Below are 16,928 nucleotides of genomic sequence, written 5' to 3' on the forward strand. Positions count from 1 at the left end.
TTTACCGATTATATTCTGCTGCCAAACGAACCCCTTGCAGCACTAAATCAGGAATTAGATGATCATAAATCCCCTGCTTATCAAATAAAGATGCAAATCCTCCGGTTGCTAAGACTAAAACCTCTTGTCCAGGAAAAGCCTCTTCTTTGATACGATTAATTAATTCACGACAGGCACCTAAAGCCCCATAAAACACACCTGATTGTATGCTCTCAATAGTTGAGCGTCCTACAACCTGCTCGGTTTTCACGATTTCCACTATCGGTAATTTTGCCGTTTTTGAAGCCAGTGCATCAACGGATAAACGAACGCCAGGCAAAATTGCCCCACCTAAATACCCTTTTTGAGCAGTAATGACACAAAAAGTCGTTGCTGTGCCAAAATCAATGACTACTATATTTTTTCCAGGATAAGCGGCATTTGCAGCTATCGCATTCGCAATACGATCAGCACCCACTTCGATCGGATTGCGATACTTAATATTTAAACCGGTTTTTACCCCGACTTGTAACAGAAAGGGGTCAATTGAAAAATATTTTAAGCAAGCAGCACGCAAAGAATAATCGATTTGAGGTACAACTGAGCAAATTGCAATTTCATTAATTGCTTCAGGAGAGCATTGATTTTCACGCAAAACTGATTTGAGAAAAATACCTAACTCATCGGAGGTGCTAACCTTTGACGTATGTCGGAAGCGAAGACGAATCTCTTCTCCAGCAAATACTCCACCATAGATATGGGAATTACCAACATCGATACATAGCATCATAGTTTAACTCATTGCATCCCTAAATCGGCGATAGTATGTCGAGTTAGAATGAAAATCAATGGGAAAATAAACTTAAATCGTTAAGGTGAAGTCGGTCGATAAGCCGGGTTCTGTCGCGGACAATCATTCATCTAGGGCATGCGTCACCGCATGTCTCAAGCAACCTACCCGAATCCCGTATGGGCCATACGTCTTACCACAAAGGTAAGTAGGATTCCTATTTGGTCTTGCTCCAGGTGGGGTTTTCCCTGCCACGACTGTTGCCAATCGCGCGGTGCGCTCTTACCGCACCATTTCACCCTTACCTTATTTTCAGTAACTGAAAATTATAGGCGGTATATTTTCTGTGGCACTTTCCGTAGGCTTTCACCTCCCAGGCGTTACCTGGCACCCTGCCCTCTGGAGCCCGGACTTTCCTCCCTTTGTATTGCACAAAGAGCGATTGCCTGACCGACTCTGTTATCAATACTAGCAGAGTGCTTAGTGAAAGACCAGGACTTCCTTTCAATCAATGAATCACAAACGGAAGACGGTCATATTTCGATAAAATATGACCGTCTTTGTCAAATTTGACATGAGAGATCTGACGGGTTACTTATCCTCGAGTACCGATGAATTCGTCATCAAAATAGCGCTTTAACTTAGTGCGCAAAGTACCGCGGCTTACACCAAGAACACGAGCTGCTTTAGATTGATTATAACGAGTTAATTCCATAACCGTACGGAATAAAGGAGCCTCAACTTCTTCAACAATGAGTTGATAAAGATTTAAATTAGATTCTTTATTACCTACTGCTTGCAAGTAACCCTTTACAGCACTAATAACTTGCTGTGTCAACGCATCACTCTGTTGTTCCACACGCTGCATAACTGCGCTCATTATCCTCTCCAGACACAAAAATAAAAAAAACGTTAAAAAAAAGCATCAATTCATAAATGAACATCATGCTCGTAATACTAACAAATATCACAAACTATGTAAACATTGTTTGATTGATATTCATTTATTAAGGGAAGCTTAAGTAAATTTAATTTATTTTGCAAGCATTTTTGCGCGATCTGAAGCAAATTAATTCACTTTACTAAAAATTAAGCATTAACTGTCTATTAATTGACCATTTAATGCAGAAGAAGTAAAGACCGGTGGAATTAATTGGTAATTTTGAAAATGCAAATAAATCTTGTTGGATAAAAGGGTTGGTCCATTCACTAATAGGAAGACAATAAATGAGCTTGGGTCAGAGTTTGTTGGGCCAAGGCCGAGGTATCGTCACTTTTTTTTGAACAAAAATAGATGTTGCTCCAATCAGTGGCTCAATCCGTTCGGGCTGAGTCCTTCGAGTGCCTCAGGATGCTCGGGTGCGCGTAGCGCTGTCTCGAAGCCTTGGGGTGCAAAGCCCCCTTCGAGTGCCTCAGGACAGACCCTTCGAGAGCCTCAGGACAGGCCTTCGAGACGTCGCTGGCGCTCCTCCTTAGGCTGAACGGTTCAGTAAAACACTGAATTTGACTCGAAATATTATTCAAAAAAAGTGACGAAACCTCAGGCCAAGGCCCAGCCTACTTAGAAGACTTATTCCACCGTAAAACTTTCACCACAACCGCAGGCTCCAGTTTGGTTTGGATTATTAAATACGAACTTGTGATTTAAGCCTTGTTTGACGTAATCAATATTCATTCCTTTAAGATAAGGATAACTAGCTTTGTCGATGTATAATTGATAATTGTTAGGCAGCTCTTGCACAATGTCATTCGCTTGAGCCGTTGTGACATAATCAACAACATAAGATAAACCAGAACATCCTGTTTTTTTAACGGATAGTCGAATACCTTTACTGTCTGTTTGCTTATCAAGATAGGCAATAACATGATGAATAGCCGTTTCACTTAAAGTAACGCTGAACCCTGTTTCGCTTGTATGTTGCATTACTTCGCTCATTATTTCTCCCCTTTTAACTTCAGTTTTATTTTTTCAACTAACTCACGATAACCATCTTCAACTTGTAGAGCAACCGAGTAACGTGTTTTAGGTATAGTCAATTCGTCCACTAGTGTCCTGTAATTAAACAGTGGGTGCTTGTCGATTTGACTGCTTTCTAATTGTCGACAAATCCACTCTGCTGCTGCAACTAAATAAGGATTTCCATAGGCTTTAAAGCAGGCTTTTAATACTAAACCCTCTTCATTACAGAGCAGGTAAAAGTCAAATACATCGCCTCGACCCGTTTCTCCTCCGCGATAGTGAGCGCTCAATGGCTGTGTTAAGTCCATTGTCCCAACGTGATTGGGTGTAAAAAAGCAGGATTCTACAACTTCATTATACATCATAGTGGTGATATTTCATGCAATCGATTAACTTGATGACAGATTATAGCAATTACCTGTTTAACTTGCTCCTCGGACGTGAAACGCCCCAAAGAAAGACGAATTGAGCTATAGGCCAGTTCATCCGACAAACCTAAAGCACGCAGCACATAGGAAGGCTGCATGCTGGCTGCTGCGCAAGCCGAAGTCGTTGAAATCGCTATTTCACGCAAAGCGTATAAAAGGGAATCACCCTCAATTCCAGCGAAGGTTAAATTAAGATTACCCGCAAGACGTTGATGCTCATGACCGTTTAAACGAATACCAGGAAGATGCTTAATTCCATCCCATAATTGTTGGCGCAATCCTAAAATAGTCGTTTGCTCGCTGAGGCATTCCGCTTCAGCAATGGCAAACGCTTCTCCCAGACCTACAATTTGATGAGTCGGAAGAGTTCCCGAACGTAAACCGCCCTCATGCCCTCCTCCGAAAGACTGAGGTTGCAAACGAACTCTAGGTTTATGACGAACGTACAATGCGCCTATGCCCTTCGGTCCATAGATTTTATGTCCGGAGAAAGACATCAAATCGACAGACAAGCGACTTAAATCAATTTCAATTTTTCCAGCGCTTTGTGCTGCATCGACATGGAAAATAATTCCCTTATCGCGTAAGAATTCTCCGATGGCAGCAATATCCTGAATAACTCCAATTTCATTGTTCGCATGCATAATGGAGACGAGAATAGTGTCTTCACGTACTGCTCTTTCTAAATTGTTTAAATCAAGTAAACCATCGGGTTGTGGGTCGAGATAAGAGACTTCAAACCCTTCTTTCTCGAGCTGTTGAAAACTGTCCAGTACCGCTTTATGTTCAGTTTTCATCGTGATGAGATGTCGCCCTTTACGCTGATAAAAGCGCGTTGCACCTAAAATAGCTAGGTTATCAGCCTCTGTGGCGCCTGAGGTGAAAACAATTTCTCGGGGCGACGTATGGAGCACTTCAGCAATTTGCAAACGTGCACGCTCTACCGCTTCAGCCGCAATTTTTCCATAGATATGGGTTACTGACGCTGGATTCCCAAAATTGTCTTCGGGACCTAAGTACTGCATCATTTTTTCAATAACTCGCGGGTCGACCGGTGTTGTCGCCATGTAATCTAAATAAATGGGTAATTGATTCATAGTCAACTCCAATCATTTCTTATTTGCAAATTTCAATGCATATTGCACCTGACTTAAAATGCCACGTAAAATACTAATTTCCATATGTTCCAGCTGGGTTCGATTAAACAAACGCCTAATTCGTTGCTGCAAGCGTTTGGTTGGATTAGTTGGTTTTAAAAACTCAATCGCAACCATCACTTCATTCAAATGAGCATAAAATTGCTCAATTTCTTCCATTGTTGCTTGGCGATCCTGACGAAGACCGACTTCAGCGACAGGGGAAAGCAATTTCATGCGCAATTCATAGGCAATAATCTGTACCGCTTGTGCAAGATTCAATGAGCTATATTCTGGATTCGATGGAATATTCACGTGGTAGTTACTCCGTAATAATTCCTCATTGGTTAATCCTGCATGCTCACGCCCAAAAACAATGGCGATTTCAGTATTATCAGGCTGTTTACAGACTAATTCTGCACAACCAGCTGGTGTCAGTCCGGGTAAGGCGATGCCCCGCGGTCTCGCACTCGTTGCCAAAACCAATTCACATCCTTTCAATGCCTCGTCCAGTGAAGTCATCACTCGCACGTCATTTAAAACATCGTCAGCACCTGCTGCCATTTCATAAGCCTTTTGGTCAGGAAATGATTTAGGCGATACTAAATAAAGATGATGCAAGCCCATTGTTTTCATCGCCCTGGCTGCTGAGCCAATATTTCCTGGATGAGACGTCGCAACTAATACAACACGGATCGAAGCAAAATTCATAAGAAAACCACTTATAATTTAATGATAGCAACTATACCAGCAATGACTTCTCTCTGTACAAAAAAAAATGTGTTAGAATCGCGGACTTTGTTGATAAAGAGTTAACCCATGCAACCATTATTAAATATTGCTATCACAGCTGCACGCCTTGCCGGTGATATTATTATCCGTCATGTCGAACAATTAGACCGAATAAAAATAACCGCTAAAAGTAGTACCGAATACTTCAGCGAAGTCGATGTAAAAGCAGAACAAGCAATTATTAGCACGATTCACAAGGCCTACCCTGAACATGGGATTATTGCCGAGGAAAGTGGAATCCAAAACGAGGATGCAGAATCAGTCTGGATTATTGATCCTCTAGATGGCACCACAAACTATTTACATGGTTTTCCATCCTATTCTGTGTCCATAGCACATAAAGTTAAAAATCGCATCGAACATGCCGTCGTTTATGATCCACTTCGTCATGAATGTTTTTCAGCTAGTCGCGGATGTGGCGCACAGCTCAATGATCGGCGTATTCGTGTTTCCAAGCAAACTCAATTAGACGGTGCCTTATTAGGAACTGGTTTTCCTTTCCGCAATCTAGCACTCGCTAAACGTTATATGCCAACCTTCGAAGCATTGATGGGTAAATGTGCGGGAGTCCGCAGAACAGGATCTGCAGCACTGGACCTTGCTTATGTAGCCAGTGGAAGACTTGATGGACTATGGGAATTTGGCCTTCGCCCCTGGGATATCTCTGCCGGTAGCTTACTTATCAAAGAAGCTGGCGGCTTAGTGAGTGACATGCAAGGCGGAGAAGATTACCTAAAACATGGGGATATAGTTGCAGGAACACCTAAGGTTTTTAAATCCTTATTACAAACCTTGATACCCGTTACGAGACGTTCATAAATCGGGGTAGTTGACCACAGATTCCATGTAAGTTGGGTTTCAAGGCCCAACTTACAGCTCTCACAAATTAACTTCTTCGCGAAGCCTAGGTGCAAAAAATCGTGCACCAAAGATGTTTATAAATAAGCCACTAATGACTAGTAATCCCGCCTCTAATTTCCAAAGATAAAACGGCTCATCTAAAAACAAGACTGAACCTAAGACACCCACAACGGGAATGAGCAAGGTAAAAGGGACGATGAGACTCACAGGATAACGACTTACTAACCAATTCCATACCCCATATCCAACCCAGGTTGAGATATAAACAATATAGAATAAAGATGAAGTGCTTTTCCAAGTTAAATGTTGGAGGCTAGCAATAATCGCGTTTGGACCTTCTATAATGAGAGATAAAAGTAGTAGAGGAAACCAAGCTACAAAACTCCCCCACACCACTAAAGCCATCATATTGATATGATGAATTTTCTTAGTAATAAGATTGCCTATCCCCCAGGTTGCCGCTGCAATAAGAATACATAACGACCCTAATAAAGAAACATTTTTATCAAAATGAGTTGCGACCAAACCGATACCTGAGAATGAGATTATTGCACCTAAAATCTGCCAAACGGATGTTCTTTCTCCCAATAAAATCACAGCAAAAAACATACTAAAAAATACTTGCGTTTGCATAATTATCGAGCCAATACCCGGCGTCATTCCTACAGACATTCCAACAAATAAAAATGAAAATTGGAGTGCGAACATGACCAATCCATATAAGGCAATCACCCTGAAGGGCACGGCAGGTCTTTTAACAAAGAAAATAGCTGGGATACTCGCTAAAATAAACCGCAAACAACAAAGAAATATAGGGGAAATATCTTCAAGCGCTAATTTGACAAAAAGGAAATTAAGCCCCCAAACAACAACGACTAAAAGGACGAGGAAAAGATGTGGAATAGTCATGACTATAACTAAATAAAAAGGAGGCTAGCTATTTTATCATAAAAAAAGAGCATTCGTTTATAAAATCATTTCTTTTTTGTTAAGCACATTTGAGAAAAAATATAACAAGTTGAGCCAACCTATGTTGGTTTAAGTTCGCCCCGGCGGACAACGGAAATTCTGTTAGCTGAAGCAAAGAAGCTCTGAAAATAACGCGTCGCCCTTGGTCATGGAGAGGAGCAAGCTTATTATAAAACATCGCTAATTAGTTTTCGCTGATAGCACACACTGAGATCATTATATGAACTTACTGATCAAATATATGCTAATATTATAAGCATGATTCCTTCCAGCGATAATCAATTATGCCTATCGATCAATCTGATTTAGAAAAAATGTATGCCCAAGCGGTAGACGACCAATTTAGATCCCCGGTTTTTAGCCGACATGTCGACATTGCACCTCTTATGAGGTCAATCGCTCGTAATGCTAGTAGGTCTTTGATTAATCTAGAAATTAAAGAAAAGCGAAGGAATATCTATCATGATCAAGCCTTACTTATTGCCTATATAGAGCAAGAAGCAGCCAGCTTTTATAAACTGAACGGAATGAGTACCGCTTATTTAGACGAGTTCATAAAAGGGAGTCGTTTACCTGACCGTATGGAAGCTAGAATTATGGCCTTAGTAACTACTCATCCTGAAGCTGACTCCCTGCTTATTCTAAAAAATGCTATTTACAATATCTTGTTAACAACCGCTACAGCGTCGCGTATCTATAATCAGGAGAGTGCTAGTAAGCGGCTTAATACTCTTTTTTACCCCGAAGACGCTCTCTTTGAAGTGCCAGAAATTAGCGATGAGAAATTGGCTGTAGAAACTGAGTTTGTTAGCATGGAAAAAAAATCAGGCGAGTCATCACAACAAAAGCCGGTTTTTAAAAATACTCAAGATACTCTATTCGGCTCTAAAACTTCGACTAAAAGCACTTCCGAAGATATTATAACAAATGAGCCTCCTAAAATAGGTGGTAACTAAGTGAATACCAATAAGGTAAATAGTAGAAGATTAGATTTAAGAAGCGGCGAATTGAGCAATTTAAAATAAAAATGGCTAGAAATAAATAGAAAATTGTTGTATTTTTATTGGCCATATTACCTTAGAGCTAAGACGCAGTTTTGTGACGCAGGAGGATTGAATGAGGGATTGCAAAGGTTTCGGCCCCACCCATCAAACATTGGACAATTTAAGTGCTGTGAATTTAGGTGACGGTGTTTTTTTACAGACCGTTGAAAATGGAACCTTTGATAAAAAAGCCTTTTTTTTACGATTATCGCGAGCATTAAGCTTCGATAAGAGTGACAATCTCAATTGTCACTCTCTTCTTGATTTTACTATGAAAATGGCAAACAGAAGTACCGCATTTAAGTCGTTTTGCGAAGAGGATTCAAATGATTTTCTATGGCAACAATACTACAGTCAGTACGGGTATAAGATATCTGCCTTCGAAGACGTACACACCAATTTTTTATTGCATAAAAACGTAAAACACTTCCCTTTATTACAAGGTGCCTATTACTTCCAAAAATCCCAGTTGATAGCAAGCTCGTCAGCTCAGGATTTCACCTATGAAGAAATTCGTTTTTTAAAAAAAGCCATTAGTTTTCATTCTGTGCACGCGGTACAACGTTATAACGACTCTCTTTATAAAAAATCCGAAAATACTCAATTAACTCCTGAACAGCAGGCTCTATTAATTACAGAAGCACTGAAAAATTGTCTTAATAAAAATCTATTAGAACTCTATGGAAGTTATGCTTATATGATGCTGGCTGATGCTTATTTTAAATATGCAAACTGGGCTATTGAACAAAATGATTTTGCTACCGCCAAAAAATGCATCCAATCAGCAAAAAAATCTTGTGATGAGGCAGAAAGATTTCTTAGTCGCAGTACCTATTCTATACACAATGCCAGTTTAGGAAAAGGATTAAAAACAAGCAATTCGTTTTCTTTAGAAAATCCTGAAGAAGCGAAACTTATGATTAAAAACTGGTTTGAGGAGCATGAAGCGCCAAGAGATACAGCTCCTCCACAAATGGGCATGGGAGGAGCTTAGAGATTTTGCCTCTATCCATGTCTAGAAGTTGGATTTACGCTCTCCTCTGATTCGGCACTAGAATCGGTGAGATGGACCTTTTTACCACTCTCCACTACTTGAGTTAATTCTTTAGTAGCAGTCTCAATTTCTACTCTTACATCCTTAAAAAATCGTCCATATATTGTTCCCTTTCCCTGGATAGTTTCGACCGCTTTGTGTGTGGTAGATAGGGTGCTCTCAAGGTCTTTTGCTACTGCGCCTTTTTCTTCACTATCTGAATTTTCTACTCTTTCGACCAATTGACTTAAATTGTCTTCTAGTTTTTTCGCTTCTAAACTCAGCAATAATCTATCATGGATATATGAGCGCATTGATGTGGTACTTAGCCACTCTATAATCGAGCTGAAAATACTAACTTGAGTGACTTTCACAATACCTTTCATTTGTCTTTGGCGATATTCTACTAAGCATTTTTGGATACTGACCATGTGACCAATGAGGGCAATCCTATCCGCTAATTCATTGATTTGCTTCGAAGACATTTTGCTAAAATCCTTGGCGCTGATATCCGTATTTTCCTTATAGTTTAAGCTTTTGGCTAAGCTCTCAATATTAATTTCTGCTTTGGCAATATACTTCGCTTTTTTATCCTCATCATTTGAAACTGGTAGCTGAAACTTGGGGATACTTGGTAGCTTAGAGGCAAGATAATTTACAGCACTAGCTGGGTAACTTACTATATTGCTAACCCACTGAGGCGTATAACTCGCCACCCCATTGGCGACTGCAGTTACAGAACTAGTTATACCGCTTGTTAGCCAACCCAAACTTGTCATCGTTGCACGAAACCCAGTTATTCCGTATTGTGTGATTTGATAGCGATCCGTGTCAGAAATATTTAAGGAATCGGTTGTGAATTCTCGCGGGTATCTTGCTTTTAATTTTTCTAACCTTTCTTCCGAACTTAGGTCTAGTTCTGAGGTAGTATCAAAAAATTGCTCCTCATTGTCGGGGTCTTCTTCTTCAACCTCGACTAGCAGCTCCTCTTCTTCTTGATTTGCATCGAGGATTTCTACTTGCTCATCGGCGTCTAAGCTCTCGAAAGCAAGTTCTTCGAATTTTAAGGTAGGATCAAAAAATCCCTCCTCATTGTCGAAGTCTTCTTCAACCTCGTCTAGTTCCTCCTCTTCTTCTTGATTTGCACCGAGGATTTCTACTTGAGAATTTATTTGCTCATCGGCTTCTAAGCTCTCGAGAGCAAGCTCTTCGACCAATTGTTTATGGATTGATTCAAACTTTTTCGAATCTTGCAAATCGCTCGGACTTATTTTATTTTCCGCAAGTTTTTCAATATATTTTTTGTAGAGGGCAATTTTTCTAAGTATTGTTTCCTTTTCAAGAAAGGAGTTATTCAATTCCTCAAGTAGGTCGACCAACGCTTGATTGCCTTGATTGCCATTGGTATCTTTATTTTTTCTGAATTTTTCAAGCGCAGCATTAGCCTCAATTTCTATTTGCCTTATCAGTTTTTCATCTACGGGCTCGGCTAATTTTTCCACTTGTTTTAATACATCATCTGCGACGGTTGGGAACTCTTGTTTCACTGCCTGGACATTTTCTGGTTTATTGCAAAACTCCAAAATTCGGCGTTTTAATTCGTTGGCGTTGTCTTCTACTAAATTACGCTGCTCTTTGATTTTACTAAGCGCTATTCCTGAAATAAATGAATTAACAACGGGGTCAACCTTATCAATCTCTGGATAACGGCTAAGATGACGGTAATAAGTTAGGGCAAATAGTAATTCTTCTGGATTAGTAACTTGGGGTAGGTATTGAGTGTCTGGATCATAGGTACTTTTGAACCCTGCACTGGATTCTGATCCGAAATTTTTTGATTGGTTATAAATTTTTGCCTTTATACTCTCACCGGATACTATATTTGCTTCGATCGTCTGGCCATCTATTGCCATTTGTTCTGCCGCAGTCCAATAGCTTCCATCCCAAGAAGAATCTCCCTTGCTGAGTGTCGGCTTTAATTGATTTAAATCATCATTAAGCTGTTTCCACCATTGCGTGAGAGTCATTGACATAGAGTAACCCTAAAATCGTTTAATAGTTGTTATATAATTGTACACAAAGATAATTAAGTAAACATTATGAGTTTATTAAGGGAAGATGATGAAGCCGTGGGCAACTAGGGTGGGCCTTGGCCCAACCTTTAGACAGCTTCTTTGAGTTTAATGAATTTGTTGGGCCAAGGGCCTATAGCCGTCAGGCTATGGCCCAATCTGCATTTTCTAGGCTCTTACACCCTGCTGTAATCCTAATGAAATTGGAAATTGCTCCATGATAGCGGTACCAATATTTTTAGCGACTCGCTCAAATACATTTTGCTTATAGGTATAATCAACAATTTGGTCAATCTTCACGATGTCCCGGGCAACCTGGCCGCTGCTTGCAAAACCATCAATTAAACCACGATCCTTAGCTTGCTGGCCCGTCCAAAAAAGTCCTGAAAAAGTCAAATCATCCACTTTAAGTCGATTACCTCGACCCTCTTTAACTCTGGCGATGAATACATTATGAATATCATCTAGCATGGTTTGTAAGAGTTTAGTCTGCTCAGGAGAAACGGTTGAAAAAGGATCAAGAAATCCCTTGTTAACCCCAGCAGTTTGCAAGCGTCTTGTCACACCAAATTTTTGCAGTGTGTCAACAAAACCGAAGCCATTGTATAAAACACCTATGGAACCCACCATACTGGATGGATTGGCATAAATTTCATCTGCCGCAGCGGCTATGTAATAGGCAGCAGAAGCACACATATCTGCGCAGACAGCATAAATTTTGACCTCAGGGTATTTCTTACGGTAATACAGAAGTGAGTTATACATGTAGTCAGCCTGCACTGGACTACCCCCAGGACTATTGATTCTTAAAACAATCGCCTTCAAGTTTGAATGTTCGTAGGCCTCATCCAATCCTTTAACAAAATTTTCGGCACTAGCAGTTTGACTATCAAAGATCCCTCCTTTGACATCGATTAGACCGACATGAGGCTTAGAGCGTATGCCTTTTTCTTCTTCAGTCAGAGAAAATAAGTTGTAGGCAATAAGAAGAATTAATAAAAGAAAAACGGCACGCATAAACCAGCGCCATCGTCTTTTTCGCTTTTGTTCGCGCATGTATTCGATAACAATTTGATTTAACAAAGTTTGTGAGTCAGGATTTTCACCTGCGGGGATATTATTCATCGTTGTGACTACTTGATTTTGCAAAATGAGCCCACATTTTACGGCAGATAACATTTAATTAAAACGGTATTAAGCAATTCGGCATAATAAATGAATGTTATTCGAAACTAATGCCACTGGCGTTGGTTTTTTTGTATTTAATTATTTTAACTCTAAAGAGAGGGTCTCTATGCGAACTGATAAACTCACCTCAAAATTTCAAATGGCTTTAGCTGATGCTCAATCACTTGCATTAGGTCGAGACAATGGGTTTATTGAGCCAGAACATTTGATGAAAGCGCTGCTTGATCAACAAGGGGGTAGCAGTCGACCTTTATTGACCAAAGCAGGAGTGAATTTATCTCAGTTACGCAACTTAATCGATCAAGCTTTAGATAGGCTGCCTAAAGTAGAAGGCACGGGGGGTGATATTCACATCTCTAACGGCCTCAATCGCTTGTTAAACTTGACTGATAAAATTTCCCAGCAGCGCAAAGACAGTTACATCTCCAGCGAGATCTTTATTTTAGCCGCTGTTAGTGAAGACGGAAGTCTTGGCAAATTGCTCGTGCAGGCCGGTGCTAACAAGCAGGCCATCGAAAAAGCAATTGATGAAATTCGCGGTGGTGAGACAGTTAATGATCCTAACGCAGAAGAACAACGACAGGCATTGGAAAAATATACCCTGGATTTAACAGAGCGTGCGGAACAAGGAAAACTTGATCCCGTCATTGGACGAGATGATGAAATACGTCGCACCATCCAGGTCTTACAACGTCGTACCAAAAATAACCCCGTACTGATCGGTGAGCCTGGCGTAGGTAAAACCGCAATCGTGGAAGGTTTGGCACAGCGCATTGTCAACGGTGAGGTGCCCGAGGGCTTAAAAGATAAGCGTTTACTTTCATTGGACTTAGGGGCGCTCATTGCCGGAGCTAAATTCCGCGGTGAGTTTGAAGAACGTTTAAAAGCCGTGCTGAATGATTTAGCCAAACAAGAAGGCCAAATTATTTTATTTATTGACGAATTACACACCATGGTCGGAGCTGGAAAAGCTGAAGGAGCAATGGATGCGGGCAATATGCTAAAGCCTGCTCTCGCTCGTGGCGAACTTCATTGCATCGGAGCCACAACTCTAGATGAGTACCGTAAATACATCGAGAAAGATGCAGCTTTGGAGCGTCGTTTCCAAAAAGTATTGGTCAAAGAGCCTAATGTGGAAGATACGATTGCTATCTTACGCGGTCTACAAGAACGCTATGAAGTTCATCATGGAGTGGATATCACCGACCCAGCGCTTGTTGCCGCGGCCACCCTTTCGCAACGATATATTGCTGATCGACAATTACCCGATAAAGCGATCGATTTAATCGATGAGGCAGCGAGCAAAATTCGTATGGAAATTGACTCCAAGCCCGAAGTCATGGATAAGCTGGAAAGACGTCTAATTCAGCTAAAAATTGAGCGTGAAGCATTAAAGAAAGAACATGACGAAGCATCGAAAAAGCGTTTAAGCGATTTACAAAAAAGCATAGATGAACTCGAAAAAAATTATGCTGAGCTGGAAACAATTTGGAAGACTGAAAAAGCGACTTTACAAGGTGCAAATCAAATTAAAGAAGCGCTAGAGCAAGCCAAAATTGAACTGGAAACAGCACGACGTGCAGGTGATTTAACCCGCATGTCAGAATTGCAATATGGCCGTATTCCTGAACTCGAAAAGCAGTTAACACAGGTGCTTGCAACCGAAAAAGCTGAAAATACAGAAAGCAAACTTGTACGTAATAAAGTAACCGAAGAAGAAATCGCTGAAGTGGTTTCTAAGTGGACTGGTATTCCCGTCGCCAAAATGTTGGAGGGTGAAAAAGATAAACTCTTGCGTATGGAAGAAGCATTGCATAAGCGACTTATTGGCCAAGATGAGGCAGTCGATGCAGTAGCTAATGCAATTCGCCGTTCACGTGCAGGCTTGTCAGATCCAAATCGTCCAATTGGCTCTTTTCTCTTCTTAGGTCCCACCGGGGTTGGTAAAACAGAACTCTGTAAAGCCCTCGCCGCGTTCCTTTTTGACACGGAAGAAGCGATGATCCGTATTGATATGTCTGAGTTCATGGAAAAACATTCTGTGGCTCGATTAATTGGTGCTCCTCCTGGATATGTCGGTTATGAAGAAGGAGGCTATCTGACCGAAGCCGTGCGACGAAGACCCTACTCCGTTATTTTGCTTGATGAAGTTGAAAAAGCGCATAGCGATATCTTTAATGTGCTCTTGCAAGTGCTAGATGATGGTCGCTTGACAGATGGACAGGGAAGAACCGTTGATTTTCGTAATACAGTGATTGTCATGACTTCGAATTTAGGTTCGCATCTGATTCAAGATATGGCAGCCAAATTAAATTACGAGCAAATGAAAGCAGCTGTTTTGGAAGTCGTCAGTCAGCATTTCCGCCCCGAATTTATCAATCGTATCGATGACACTGTGGTCTTTCATCCTTTGGCGAAAGAGCAAATTGCCAGTATCGCAGCGATTCAGATAGGGCATCTACAACAGCGATTGCGTCAACAAAATATTGAATTAGACGTTAGTCACGATGCACTACTCCATCTCGCTGAGGCTGGATTTGATCCCGTTTATGGCGCACGACCATTAAAAAGAACAATCCAACAGAAACTTGAAAATCCCCTCGCGCAAGCTTTATTAATGGGGCAATTTCAGTCAGGTAATAAAATTGAAGTGATTTGGGAAGATGGACGGTTACAGTTTAAAATCGAGGAGTAATTTAAGCTAATTTATGGCTCCTGCTTTCGTGGAGAGCGACAGAAGTTCTGAACAAGGACTCACGTCACCCTCCGCGAAGCGGGTCATTAACAAATAAATTACAATGCTAAAGACATAGTCTCACTTTCGTAAGAACCTTTGAGCTGGGTAAGTGCACGAGTCATTTCATCCTCATTACCCCAAACGGTGAATTTAACCTTATCCGTGACCCCTCTTCTCATGAATCTTTTTAGATGATCTAGTGTTTTAATGATAATCGCTCTGTCTTCTTCTCTTTCCTTGTTGAGTGGATTTAAACTGGTGATGCCAATAGCAGAGCAAAGGGCAAGGCGTAAATGAGGGGTATCTTCATTACTTTGACTCAAACAGAGTAAGTATGCGCCAAGTAAGGTATTTTTACTGTGCACCGCAAGACAGGTTGACAGTACCTTTTGAAACTCACCATCTACTTTCCATTCACCCTCACTATTTTTTGTATGCATCTCGCCGTTTTTTGTTATGACCAAATCAGGTACGAAATCCTCAAAAATAAGCCGAATAGTGGGACTGGGGCTTAAGGTATCTAAATCTTCAAATAATGTTTCACGATCTATATGCCCTTCTTCCGCTAATGCTTCAAGCCTTTTCTTTATTAATTTGGACAACCGTTCGATATATTTAGACACTTTTTCATCCGTTGTACTTAAAGCGACCCCCATTGACTCAACGTAAGAAATATAATCAAGCTGTGTCTCTATCGGAACTTTAGCGAGGGCTATTATATTTGCTTTAGCATCCTTAATCAGGTCATTAAGCCTTTCAAAAAAATCGGCATCTTTATTGATATAAGCATACCTGCCTTTACTCCGTTCTAACATTAAGTAGTTCTGCAGCGCATTGCAACAAAGAAGAATGGTATAGGGCTCCAGTTTTGCAAACCCAAAAAGTTCTAACAAGGTATTATGTAACTCACAGTTAGATACATCTTTATAAGCAACTTTACTAGCAAAAAAAGTCATAGCTCCTACGATACTTACTTCAAACTTAGGCTTGTAGGAATCGATAAGGCGCAGATAACGATGAATGACAACCCCTAAAAGAGCTCGTTCGGCCCCAAGACGCACCAATTCATCCTTCGAGCGTAAATCTTGCTTTAAATCATTAGTAACATGATGAATAAAAGAAATTTGATCTAAACGTAAACTATCTGCTTCCTTGGATTGTTCTAGAACTTTTTTCTTATAAACGATCTCAATTTGCTCGATCTTCTCCAGAATGTCTTGCGTTCCTGGAAAATAATATAAGTTTGCGTGAGTGGTAAAATTAACACGCAATTCATTGGTTTCTTCCTGAATGGTTTTATATAGCGGCATCTTATACACCATGCTCTCCTTAAAAATTTTTTTTCATGTCTGTTTCTATCTTCATATCTGGAAAACCGCCCATCCAGGATGAATACTCGGCGGGAGGATTTCGTCGTTGCGTGTAAATTCTTCCTTGCATTTCTGCCGGAAACGCTTCATATAATGCTTGTAAATCCCGGAATCTTCGGTTGCTAAATACCCAATAAGAAAAATCACTTAACTTATCTAAGCTACTCTCATAAAGAGTTTGATCTAAACTGGATAGTGAGTTAACCCCTAATTGCTCCTGAAACATAGTTAATAACGGTTTGTTCAAAAGCCACTGCAAATTATTGTCATATTGATGCCAAAGATAAATATAGATTCCGATCAATACTAATTTTTTGGTTGTTATGCTTGCGTCAGTATAATATTCAAGTCCTTCTGCAATTTGCTGAATCAATTGAGCATCAGTGAGAACGCGATTGGGAATAAACGTGGGAAAACAAGCAGTGAAAAAACTTCCAAACAAAGGCTGCTTTGCGTACGCCTTGGCCAATCTTACTGGGAAAATTTTTGCATTATTTTGCAATTCGGCATACTCGAGCATGGTTCCATCCTCCCAGGTAACTGCTATCCCTAACAACATATTCTGAGTAA

General features: G+C 40.5%; 15 protein-coding genes and 1 other RNA gene. 4 read left to right on the top strand and 12 right to left on the bottom strand.

Annotated features, from left to right (window positions below):
* Window position 1 precedes the first annotated feature (1 nt).
* From Ldro_RS10115 to Ldro_RS10140, 7 genes are all read right to left on the bottom strand, one after another.
* Entirely contained in the window at window positions 2-769 is a 768-nt protein-coding gene (locus tag Ldro_RS10115) for a type III pantothenate kinase (RefSeq protein WP_058496302.1), read from the bottom strand.
* Between the two features lie 83 nt (window positions 770-852).
* An RNA gene (gene rnpB / locus Ldro_RS12575) (RNase P RNA component class A) lies at window positions 853-1,227 on the bottom strand.
* 137 nt (window positions 1,228-1,364) lie between these two features.
* On the bottom strand, window positions 1,365-1,649 hold the full coding sequence (locus tag Ldro_RS10120) for a helix-turn-helix domain-containing protein (RefSeq protein ID WP_058496303.1): 285 nt from the start codon (window positions 1,647-1,649) through the stop codon (window positions 1,365-1,367).
* Window positions 1,650-2,339: 690 nt separating this feature from the next.
* The gene (locus Ldro_RS10125) at window positions 2,340-2,705 is read right to left on the bottom strand and encodes a HesB/IscA family protein (protein WP_058496304.1); all 366 of its coding nucleotides are present in this window, start codon (window positions 2,703-2,705) and stop codon (window positions 2,340-2,342) included.
* On the bottom strand, window positions 2,705-3,094 hold the full coding sequence (locus Ldro_RS10130) for an iron-sulfur cluster assembly scaffold protein (protein WP_058496305.1): 390 nt from the start codon (window positions 3,092-3,094) through the stop codon (window positions 2,705-2,707). The genes Ldro_RS10125 and Ldro_RS10130 overlap by 1 nt, the downstream gene beginning before the upstream one ends.
* Window positions 3,091-4,254, bottom strand: coding sequence for an IscS subfamily cysteine desulfurase (locus Ldro_RS10135; protein ID WP_058496306.1), 1,164 nt, complete (start codon window positions 4,252-4,254; stop codon window positions 3,091-3,093). Before Ldro_RS10135 ends, Ldro_RS10130 begins: the two co-directional genes overlap by 4 nt.
* A 12-nt stretch (window positions 4,255-4,266) precedes the next feature.
* A complete protein-coding gene (locus Ldro_RS10140; RefSeq protein WP_058496307.1) occupies window positions 4,267-5,004 on the bottom strand; it encodes an RNA methyltransferase in 738 nt (245 codons plus the stop codon).
* A 108-nt stretch (window positions 5,005-5,112) separates the two neighbouring features.
* On the opposite strand from Ldro_RS10140, the gene Ldro_RS10145 reads away from it, so the two are divergent.
* Window positions 5,113-5,904, top strand: a complete 792-nt coding sequence (locus tag Ldro_RS10145) for an inositol monophosphatase family protein (RefSeq protein ID WP_058496308.1) — start codon at window positions 5,113-5,115, stop codon at window positions 5,902-5,904.
* 60 nt (window positions 5,905-5,964) lie between these two features.
* Here the strand turns inward: Ldro_RS10145 and Ldro_RS10150 are convergent, their stop codons facing one another.
* Entirely contained in the window at window positions 5,965-6,855 is an 891-nt protein-coding gene (locus tag Ldro_RS10150; RefSeq protein WP_058496309.1) for an EamA family transporter, read from the bottom strand.
* Between the two features lie 344 nt (window positions 6,856-7,199).
* On the opposite strand from Ldro_RS10150, the gene Ldro_RS10155 reads away from it, so the two are divergent.
* Both Ldro_RS10155 and Ldro_RS10160 read left to right on the top strand, forming a co-directional pair.
* Window positions 7,200-7,871 carry a hypothetical protein gene (locus tag Ldro_RS10155; RefSeq protein WP_058496310.1) on the top strand — a complete coding sequence of 224 codons (672 nt, stop codon included), beginning with the start codon at window positions 7,200-7,202 and terminating at the stop codon, window positions 7,869-7,871.
* 160 nt (window positions 7,872-8,031) lie between these two features.
* Complete coding sequence (locus Ldro_RS10160) at window positions 8,032-8,952, top strand: DUF5630 domain-containing protein (protein WP_058496311.1); 921 nt, start codon at window positions 8,032-8,034, stop codon at window positions 8,950-8,952.
* 11 nt (window positions 8,953-8,963) lie between these two features.
* Here Ldro_RS10160 and Ldro_RS10165 read toward each other — a convergent pair whose 3' ends face one another.
* On the bottom strand, window positions 8,964-11,024 hold the full coding sequence (locus Ldro_RS10165) for a hypothetical protein (RefSeq protein WP_058496312.1): 2,061 nt from the start codon (window positions 11,022-11,024) through the stop codon (window positions 8,964-8,966).
* A gap of 207 nt (window positions 11,025-11,231) precedes the next feature.
* Window positions 11,232-12,188, bottom strand: coding sequence for a S49 family peptidase (locus Ldro_RS10170; protein WP_058496753.1), 957 nt, complete (start codon window positions 12,186-12,188; stop codon window positions 11,232-11,234).
* Window positions 12,189-12,357: 169 nt separating this feature from the next.
* Here Ldro_RS10170 and clpB point away from each other — a divergent pair, with 169 nt between their 5' ends.
* Window positions 12,358-14,946, top strand: coding sequence for an ATP-dependent chaperone ClpB (gene clpB / locus Ldro_RS10175; protein ID WP_058496754.1), 2,589 nt, complete (start codon window positions 12,358-12,360; stop codon window positions 14,944-14,946).
* A gap of 98 nt (window positions 14,947-15,044) precedes the next feature.
* Here the strand turns inward: clpB and Ldro_RS10180 are convergent, their stop codons facing one another.
* Together Ldro_RS10180 and Ldro_RS10185 are read right to left on the bottom strand one after the other, a co-directional pair.
* The gene (locus Ldro_RS10180; RefSeq protein ID WP_058496313.1) at window positions 15,045-16,298 is read right to left on the bottom strand and encodes a hypothetical protein; all 1,254 of its coding nucleotides are present in this window, start codon (window positions 16,296-16,298) and stop codon (window positions 15,045-15,047) included.
* A gap of 19 nt (window positions 16,299-16,317) precedes the next feature.
* A complete protein-coding gene (locus tag Ldro_RS10185) occupies window positions 16,318-16,878 on the bottom strand; it encodes a hypothetical protein (RefSeq protein ID WP_131764311.1) in 561 nt (186 codons plus the stop codon).
* Window positions 16,879-16,928 lie beyond the last annotated feature (50 nt).

Origin of the sequence: Legionella drozanskii LLAP-1 (assembly GCF_001467585.1) — a bacterium.
In the GTDB taxonomy this organism is placed as follows: domain Bacteria; phylum Pseudomonadota; class Gammaproteobacteria; order Legionellales; family Legionellaceae; genus Tatlockia; species Tatlockia drozanskii.